This window comes from Kitasatospora sp. NPDC093558 (genome assembly GCF_040683475.1).
GTDB lineage: Bacteria > Actinomycetota > Actinomycetes > Streptomycetales > Streptomycetaceae > Kitasatospora.
Genome location: NZ_JBFBDY010000486.1, coordinates 1 through 4,846, shown reverse-complemented (window position 1 = coordinate 4,846; position 4,846 = coordinate 1). Strand labels below are relative to the sequence as shown.

Below are 4,846 nucleotides of genomic sequence, written 5' to 3'. Positions count from 1 at the left end.
GCCGGGCCGCCGAGACCGGCGCCGAGCTCGTCACCGTGGTGCTGCCCCTCGACGCCCCGGACGAGCACGCCGTCCGGGAGGTGGTGCTCGCGGCCGTCGACGGGCGCACCCGGCTCGCCGTCCTGGACCGGATCACCTCGCCCAGCGCCCGCGTCGTCGCCGGCACCGAACTGCTCGCCGAACTGCGCCGGCGCGGCGTGACCACCGTCGTCGACGGCGCCCACGCGCCGGGCATGCTGCCCGCCCCGGTCGACGGACAGGCCGACTTCTGGTGCGGCAACCTGCACAAGTGGGCCTTCGCCCCGCGCGCCACCGCCGTCCTGTCCGTCCGCCCGGAGTGGACGGACCGGGTGCGCCCGCTCGCCCTCTCCTGGGAGCACGACCGGGGCTTCCCGGCCAACGTCGAGTGGCGCGGCACCTGCGACTACACGCCCTGGCTGGCCGCCCCGGCCGGGTTCGACCTGCTGCGCGAACTCGGCACCGGGCGCGTCGCCGCGCACAACGCCCGGCTCGCCGCGTACGGCCAGCGGGCGCTCGCCGAGCGGGCCGGTCTCGCGCCGCTGCCCGCGCCGCCGTGGGCGTGGATGCGCACCGTCCGGCTGCCCGCCGGGTGGGCCGAGACCGAGCCGGCGGCGCGGGCCGTGATGGCGGCGGTGCGGGAGCGCTTCGCCACCCGGATCGCCGTCCGCCCGTGGGCCGGCGGCGGGGTGCTGCGGGTGTGTGCGCAGCTGTACAACCGGCCGCGGGAGTACGAGCGGCTGGCGGACGGGCTGGCGGAGCTGCTCAAGGGGTGAGCCGCTTTTCGGGACCGTCAGTCGGCGCTGGCGCGCAGCTCGGCGAGGAGCCGGTTCTGGTCGGCGAGCAGCCCGGTGAGGATCCGCCGGGCCGAGCGGAGCAGGTCGGCGACGTCGCCGCCGGCGAGCGCGTACACCACCGTGCTGCCCTCCCGGGTGGCGTTGACGATGCCGGACCGGCGCAGCACGGCGAGTTGCTGCGACAGGCTGGAGGGTTCGACCTCCAGCGCCGCGAGCAGGTCGCGCACGGGCGTCGGTCCGGCCTGGAGCAGTTCGAGGACCCGGATCCGCACGGGGTGGCCGAGCATCCGGAAGAACTCGGCCTTGGCCTGGTAGAGGGCTACCGGCACGAGATCCCCCCTTCCGTGGTGTCGGTCCGCTCAGATCTCCAGGGCGAGTTCGATCCGCTTGAGCTGGTGACGTGCCATCGCGAGGTTGGAGCGGTTGCGGTTGAGCGCGAGGAAGAGGAACAGACCGCGGCCGGAGGGCGTCGTGATCGGCCGGACCATGTGGTACTGGTTCGTGAGGCTGATCAGGATGTCCTCGATCTCGTTGTCGTGCAGGTTGAGCATCTCCATCGCCCGCATCTTGGCGCGGACCACGTCGGTGTTGCCGGCGGCGGCGACGTTGAGGTCCAGCTCGCCGCCGTCGCCGAGGCTGCCGAGCGCCATGCCGCTGCCGTAGTCGACCAGGGCCACGCCGATCGCCCCGTCGATCGACATCGCGTCCTTGAGGGACGTCTCCAGGTTCGCCATCTCGGTGTCCTCCCGTGAGTCCGGTGCGTGGAGCCGGTGCATGAGACCGGTATGTGCATCCGGTGCGTGTGTTCGGTGCGGTCGAAGGTAGGGAGGTGGGGCCGCTCTCCACCGGGATTGACCGGAGACGTCCGAAGCTGCCCGGATCCGATCACTTGAAGACATTTGCAACTATGGATCTGGAGGAGAACTGATCCAGTCGCTGGAAAAAAACGGTGCTATCGATGTCAGTAGACCCGGGTAACCTCTCGCTGAGATGCGAGATCACACCAACCACACCCGGACGGCGATGAACACCCCCGAGCCCGAGCCCCAGGACGACCGGGAGCTCAGCCCCGCCGAGGCCTACGCGGCCAGCCGCCGCCGGGCCGCGGAGGAGGCGACGGCCTTCCACGGCTTCCAGCAGCTGTACGACTTCCCGCTGGACGACTTCCAGGTCCAGGCCTGCCAGGCCCTGGAGGCGGGCGAGGGCGTGCTCGTCGCCGCCCCGACCGGCTCCGGAAAGACGATCATCGGCGAGTTCGCCGTGCACCTGGCCCTGGCCTCCGGCCGCAAGTGCTTCTACACGACGCCGATCAAGGCGCTCTCCAACCAGAAGTACGGCGACCTGGTCAAGCGCTACGGCGCCGCCAAGGTCGGCCTGCTCACCGGCGACAACAGCGTCAACGGCGACGCCCCCGTGGTGGTCATGACCACCGAGGTGCTGCGCAACATGCTCTACGCGGGCTCCAGCACCCTCGACGGCCTCGGCTACGTCGTCATGGACGAGGTCCACTACCTCGCCGACCGCTTCCGCGGCGCCGTCTGGGAGGAGGTCATCATCCACCTCCCCGAGTCGGTCACCCTCGTCTCGCTCTCCGCGACCGTCTCCAACGCCGAGGAGTTCGGCGACTGGCTGGACACCGTCCGCGGCGGCACCAAGGTGATCGTCTCCGAGCACCGGCCCGTCCCGCTGTGGCAGCACGTGATGGCCGGCAACCGGATGTACGACCTGTTCGCCAGCCCCGACCGCGACGGCCGGCCCAAGAACAGCCTCAAGAACCCCGGCAAGGCGGTCAACCCCGAGCTCGTCCGGCTCGCCCGCGCCGAACTCGACCGCAACCCGCGGGACCGCTTCGGCCGCGGCCGGGGCCGCTCCATGCCCAACGGCCGCCCCGGCCGGGTCTGGACGCCGGGCCGCGTCGACGTCATCGACCGGCTCGACGCCGAGGGCCTGCTGCCCGCGATCACCTTCATCTTCAGCCGGGCCGGCTGCGAGGCCGCCGTCCAGCAGTGCCTCAGCTCCGGGCTGCGGCTCAACAAGGACTCCGAGCGGGCCCAGGTCCGCGCCATCGTCGAGGAGCGCTGCGCCGACATCCCCGACGAGGACCTGCACGTCCTCGGCTACTTCGAGTGGCTGGACGGGCTGGAGCGCGGCATCGCCGCCCACCACGCCGGGATGCTGCCCCGGTTCAAGGAGGTCGTCGAGGAGCTGTTCGTGAAGGGCCTGTGCAAGGCCGTGTTCGCGACCGAGACCCTCGCGCTCGGCATCAACATGCCCGCCCGCTCGGTGGTCATGGAGAAGCTCGTCAAGTGGAACGGCGAGACCCACGCCGACATCACCCCCGGCGAGTACACCCAGCTCACCGGCCGCGCCGGACGCCGCGGCATCGACATCGAGGGCCACGCGGTCGTGCTCTGGCAGCGCGGCCTCGACCCGGAGGCGCTCGCCGGCCTCGCCGGCACCCGCACCTACCCCCTCAAGTCCTCGTTCCGGCCGTCCTACAACATGGCCGTCAACCTGGTCTCCCAGTTCGGCCGGCACCGCTCGCGCGAGCTGCTGGAGACGTCCTTCGCCCAGTTCCAGGCGGACCGCTCGGTCGTCGGCATCGCCCGCCAGGTGCAGCGCAACGAGGAGGGCCTGGACGGCTACCGCGCGTCGATGACCTGCCACCTCGGCGACTTCGACGAGTACATGGAGCTGCGCCGGGCGCTCAAGGACCGCGAGAACGAGCTCGCCCGCGAGGGCACCAGCCAGCGCCGCGCCGCCGCCGTCGAGTCCATCGAGCAGCTCAAGCCCGGCGACGTCATCCACGTGCCCACCGGCAAGTTCGCCGGCCTCGCCCTGGTCCTCGACCCGGGCCTGCCGCCGGTCAGCCGCTCAGGCCGCGGCGGGCCGCGCCACCCCGACTACCAGGACGGGCCGCGCCCGGTCGTGCTCACCGCCGAACGGCAGGTCAAGCGGCTCGCCATGATCGACTTCCCGCACCCGGTCGCGGCCATCGAGCGCGTGCGCATCCCCAAGTCCTTCAACCCGCGCAGCCCGCAGTCCCGGCGCGACCTCGCCTCCGCGCTGCGCACCAAGGCCGGCCACCTGGAGCCCGAGCGCTTCCGCCGCGGCCGCGCCGCCGCCGCGGACGACCCCGAGATCACCCGGCTGCGCACCGTCCTGCGCCAGCACCCCTGCCACGGCTGCGACGAGCGCGAGGACCACGCCCGCTGGGCCGAGCGCTACCACCGGCTGCACCGCGACACCGAACTGCTGGAACGCCGGATGCGCTCGCGCACCCACACCATCGCCCGCACCTTCGACCGCGTCTGCGGCCTGCTCACCGACCTCGGCTACCTGAGCGGCGACACCGTCACCGACGACGGCAAGCGGCTCGGCCGCCTCTACGGCGAGCTCGACCTGCTCGCCTCCGAGTGCATCCGCGAGGGCGTGTGGAGCGGCCTCGCCGCCGCCGAACTCGCCGCCTGCGCCTCGGCGCTGGTGTACGAGTCGCGCCAGGCCGACGACGCCGGCGCCCCCCGGGTCCCGGAGGGCGCGGCCAAGGAGGCGCTCGGCAAGATGGTCCGCATCTGGGGCCACCTCGACGCCCTGGAGGAGCAGCACCGGATCAACACCGCCGAGGGCGTCGGCCAGCGCGAACCCGACCTGGGCTTCGCCTGGGCCGCCTACCGCTGGGCACTCGGCCACAACCTCGACCAGGTCCTGCGCGACGCCGACATGCCGGCCGGCGACTTCGTCCGCTGGACCAAGCAGCTGATCGACGTCCTCGGCCAGATCCAGGACGCCGCCGGCGAGGACGCCGACCTGCGCAAGACCGCCCGCAAAGCCGTCGACGGCCTCCGCCGCGGCATCATCGCCTACTCCTCCGTAGGCTGACCCGCCCACCCAAGGGGCCCGCCCGTTCACCTCTCGAACGGCCGGGCCCCTTCGCCACGCCCGGGCGGCTTCGACAGCGTCTCGCCGGCGATGGCCGAATGCACTTGCTCGTGTCGGGCGGGCCTGACGGTCTTCGAGAACCTCGAAGACCG

General features: G+C 72.4%; 4 protein-coding genes. 2 read left to right on the top strand and 2 right to left on the bottom strand.

Annotated features, from left to right (window positions below):
• Positions 1–794, top strand: a 794-nt coding sequence (locus AB0O00_RS29715; protein WP_363656965.1) for an aminotransferase class V-fold PLP-dependent enzyme, incomplete at its 5' end; no start/stop codon positions are given.
• A gap of 17 nt (positions 795–811) precedes the next feature.
• Here AB0O00_RS29715 and AB0O00_RS29710 read toward each other — a convergent pair.
• Both AB0O00_RS29710 and AB0O00_RS29705 read right to left on the bottom strand, forming a co-directional pair.
• A complete protein-coding gene (locus tag AB0O00_RS29710; protein ID WP_363656963.1) occupies positions 812–1,144 on the bottom strand; it encodes a metalloregulator ArsR/SmtB family transcription factor in 333 nt (110 codons plus the stop codon).
• A 30-nt stretch (positions 1,145–1,174) separates the two neighbouring features.
• The gene (locus tag AB0O00_RS29705) at positions 1,175–1,549 is read right to left on the bottom strand and encodes a hypothetical protein (RefSeq protein WP_329928682.1); all 375 of its coding nucleotides are present in this window, start codon (positions 1,547–1,549) and stop codon (positions 1,175–1,177) included.
• Between the two features lie 289 nt (positions 1,550–1,838).
• Here AB0O00_RS29705 and AB0O00_RS29700 point away from each other — a divergent pair, with 289 nt between their 5' ends.
• On the top strand, positions 1,839–4,694 hold the full coding sequence (locus tag AB0O00_RS29700; RefSeq protein WP_363656967.1) for a DEAD/DEAH box helicase: 2,856 nt from the start codon (positions 1,839–1,841) through the stop codon (positions 4,692–4,694).
• Positions 4,695–4,846 lie beyond the last annotated feature (152 nt).